Source organism: Herbidospora sp. RD11066 (assembly GCF_054661255.1).
The window spans coordinates 1-247 of the sequence record NZ_BAAGDO010000295.1 but is presented as its reverse complement, the minus strand read 5'-3'; the positions used below and the strand labels follow the sequence as shown (position 1 = coordinate 247).

Annotated in this window: 1 protein-coding gene; it reads left to right on the top strand. The window is 41.3% G+C overall.

Annotated features, from left to right (window positions below):
- The coding region (locus tag ACYQ78_RS39950; protein WP_459806206.1) for a hypothetical protein at positions 1-247 on the top strand (247 nt) is incomplete at both ends.

Sequence of the window (247 nt, the reverse complement as noted above, 5' to 3'; positions counted from 1 at the left end):
CACCAATCTCCCATTCGATCACAATCAAGATCCCCAAACTTCTTCTTCTCATGCTGATGACACAATTAAAGTTGCTGATTTATATCAAGCTCAAGGGAATAAGCTTGCTGAGGTTGGAAAATACTGTGAAGCACTTGGAAAATGGGAAGCTACTATAACTCTGATGCCCGAGAGAGCAGCTTTACATGAGCAGAAGGCTCAAGTTTTACTTGAAATTGGAGAAACTTGGAAGTCCATTACAGCAGCT